The 3,207-nt window shown below is 50.5% G+C and carries 5 tRNA genes and 2 rRNA genes; all 7 read left to right on the top strand.

The features are described from left to right. A 23S ribosomal RNA gene (locus V6C16_RS10065) occupies positions 1 to 2,514 on the top strand; the annotation flags it as partial. 73 nt (positions 2,515 to 2,587) lie between these two features. Then, positions 2,588 to 2,703 (top strand): 5S ribosomal RNA (gene rrf, locus V6C16_RS10060). Positions 2,704 to 2,710: 7 nt separating this feature from the next. Then, positions 2,711 to 2,784 (top strand) — tRNA-Asn (locus V6C16_RS10055). 51 nt (positions 2,785 to 2,835) lie between these two features. Further along, a tRNA-Ser gene (locus tag V6C16_RS10050) sits at positions 2,836 to 2,924 on the top strand. Between the two features lie 18 nt (positions 2,925 to 2,942). After that, positions 2,943 to 3,014 (top strand) — tRNA-Glu (locus tag V6C16_RS10045). 15 nt (positions 3,015 to 3,029) lie between these two features. Beyond that, positions 3,030 to 3,102: transfer RNA gene (locus tag V6C16_RS10040), tRNA-Val, on the top strand. A 3-nt stretch (positions 3,103 to 3,105) separates the two neighbouring features. Further along, a tRNA-Asp gene (locus tag V6C16_RS10035) sits at positions 3,106 to 3,181 on the top strand. Positions 3,182 to 3,207 lie beyond the last annotated feature (26 nt).

Genomic DNA, 3,207 nt, shown 5'->3' with positions numbered 1-3,207 from the left:
GCCGGTACATGAGTACCGCGAGGCAAGTGAAACCTCGTGGGAATACGGGAGGACCATCTTCCAAGGCTAAGTACTAACCGTCGACCGATAGTGAACCAGTACCGTGAGGGAAAGGTGAAAAGCACCCCGGAAGGGGAGTGAAATAGATCCTGAAACCGTGTGCCTACAACAAGTTAGAGCCCGTTAATGGGTGATAGCGTGCCTTTTGTAGAATGAACCGGCGAGTTACGATTACTTGCGAGGTTAAGTTGAAAAGACGGAGCCGCAGCGAAAGCGAGTCTGAATAGGGCGAATGAGTAAGTGGTCGTAGACCCGAAACCATGTGATCTACCCATGTCCAGGTTGAAGGTGCGGTAAAACGCACTGGAGGACCGAACCCACGTACGTTGAAAAGTGCGGGGATGAGGTGTGGGTAGCGGAGAAATTCCAAACGAACTTGGAGATAGCTGGTTCTCTCCGAAATAGCTTTAGGGCTAGCCTCAGAGTAAGAATGATGGAGGTAGAGCACTGTTTGGACTAGGGGCCCATCTCGGGTTACCGAATTCAGATAAACTCCGAATGCCATCCATTCATCTCTGGGAGTCAGACTGTGAGTGATAAGATCCATAGTCGAAAGGGAAACAGCCCAGACCACCAGCTAAGGTCCCCAAATAACTATTAAGTGGAAAAGGATGTGGGGTTGCACAGACAACTAGGATGTTGGCTTAGAAGCAGCCACCATTTAAAGAGTGCGTAATAGCTCACTAGTCGAGTGACCCTGCGCCGAAAATGTACCGGGGCTAAATAGTTTACCGAAGCTGTGGAACACACCAATGGTGTGTTGGTAGGAGAGCGTTCTAAGGGCGTTGAAGGTAGATCGTGAGGACTGCTGGAGCGCTTAGAAGTGAGAATGCCGGTATGAGTAGCGAAAGACAGGTGAGAATCCTGTCCACCGAATGACTAAGGTTTCCTGGGGAAGGCTCGTCCGCCCAGGGTTAGTCGGGACCTAAGCCGAGGCCGAAAGGCGTAGGCGATGGATAACAGGTTGATATTCCTGTACCCGTTGTTTTTGTTTGAGCAATGGAGGGACGCAGGAGGCTAAGGAATCAGACGATTGGAAATGTCTGTCCAAGCAATGAGTCTTGATGTGAGTCAAATGCTTACATCTTTAAGGACAAGTTGTGATGGGGAGGGAAATAATAGTACCGAAGTTCCTGATGTCACACTGCCGAGAAAAGCTTCTAGTGAGAAAACAATGGCCCGTACCGCAAACCGACACAGGTAGTCGAGGAGAGAATCCTAAGGTGAGCGAGAGAACTCTCGTTAAGGAACTCGGCAAAATGACCCCGTAACTTCGGGAGAAGGGGTGCTGATCTAACGATCAGCCGCAGTGAATAGGCCCAAGCGACTGTTTATCAAAAACACAGGTCTCTGCAAAATCGAAAGATGACGTATAGGGGCTGACGCCTGCCCGGTGCTGGAAGGTTAAGAGGAGTGCTTAGCGTAAGCGAAGGTACGAATTGAAGCCCCAGTAAACGGCGGCCGTAACTATAACGGTCCTAAGGTAGCGAAATTCCTTGTCGGGTAAGTTCCGACCCGCACGAAAGGCGTAACGATTTGGGCACTGTCTCAACGAGAGACTCGGTGAAATTTTAGTACCTGTGAAGATGCAGGTTACCCGCGACAGGACGGAAAGACCCCATGGAGCTTTACTGCAGTTTGATATTGAGTGTTTGTACCACATGTACAGGATAGGTAGGAGCCGTAGAAGTCGGGACGCTAGTTTCGACAGAGGCGCTGGTGGGATACTACCCTTGTGTTATGACCACTCTAACCCGCACCACTAATCGTGGTGGGAGACAGTGTCAGATGGGCAGTTTGACTGGGGCGGTCGCCTCCTAAAGAGTAACGGAGGCGCCCAAAGGTTCCCTCAGAATGGTTGGAAATCATTCGCAGAGTGTAAAGGCACAAGGGAGCTTGACTGCGAGACCTACAAGTCGAGCAGGGACGAAAGTCGGGCTTAGTGATCCGGTGGTTCCGCATGGAAGGGCCATCGCTCAACGGATAAAAGCTACCCTGGGGATAACAGGCTTATCTCCCCCAAGAGTCCACATCGACGGGGAGGTTTGGCACCTCGATGTCGGCTCGTCGCATCCTGGGGCTGTAGTCGGTCCCAAGGGTTGGGCTGTTCGCCCATTAAAGCGGCACGCGAGCTGGGTTCAGAACGTCGTGAGACAGTTCGGTCCCTATCCGTCGCGGGCGTTGGAAATTTGAGAGGATCTGTCCTTAGTACGAGAGGACCGGGATGGACTTACCGCTGGTGTACCAGTTGTCTCGCCAGAGGCATCGCTGGGTAGCTATGTAGGGAAGGGATAAACGCTGAAAGCATCTAAGTGTGAAGCCCACCTCAAGATGAGATTTCCCATTTCTTTAAGAAAGTAAGATCCCTGAGAGAAGATCAGGTAGATAGGTCAGGAGTGGAAGTGCAGTGATGTACGGAGCGGACTGATACTAATCGATCGAGGACTTAACCAAAAATTGATTCACGGTTGTTAGAATGTTTCTGATCCAGTTTTGAGTGAACGACGTTTACTCAATTAAATAGTAGTGTGGTGGCGATAGCGAGAAGGATACACCTGTTCCCATGTCGAACACAGAAGTTAAGCTTCTTAGCGCCGATTGTAGTGAGGGGTTGCCCCTTGTGAGATTAGGACGTCGCCACGCGGTTTATTCCGGCATAGCTCAGTTGGTAGTAGCGCATGACTGTTAATCATGATGTCGTAGGTTCGAGTCCTACTGCCGGAGTTTCTCGAAAGAGAATAATTATAGAGTATTGGGCCTTTGTGCTCCTATCTTGGAGAGTTGTCCGAGTGGCCGAAGGAGCATGATTGGAAATCATGTAGGCGGGTATTCCTGTCTCAAGGGTTCGAATCCCTTACTCTCCGTAGCAATATTTTTTTATTGGCCCGTTGGTCAAGCGGTTAAGACACCGCCCTTTCACGGCGGTAACACGGGTTCGAGTCCCGTACGGGTCATTTAATTAAAGATATGGAGGTTTAGCTCAGCTGGGAGCGCATCTGCCTTACAAGCAGAGGGTCAGCGGTTCTATCCCGTTAACCTCCATGCGGTTCCGTGGTGTAGGGGTTAACATGCCTGCCTGTCACGCAGGAGATCGCGGGTTCAAATCCCGTCGGGACCGCCATTTAATTGAAAACTTTAAACTATTAT

This window comes from Desulfovibrio sp. 1188_IL3213, assembly GCF_036763145.1.
Lineage (GTDB): Bacteria > Desulfobacterota > Desulfovibrionia > Desulfovibrionales > Desulfovibrionaceae > Desulfovibrio.
Note: the sequence above shows the minus strand (reverse complement) of the source record. Positions and strands in the feature narration are given on the sequence as shown.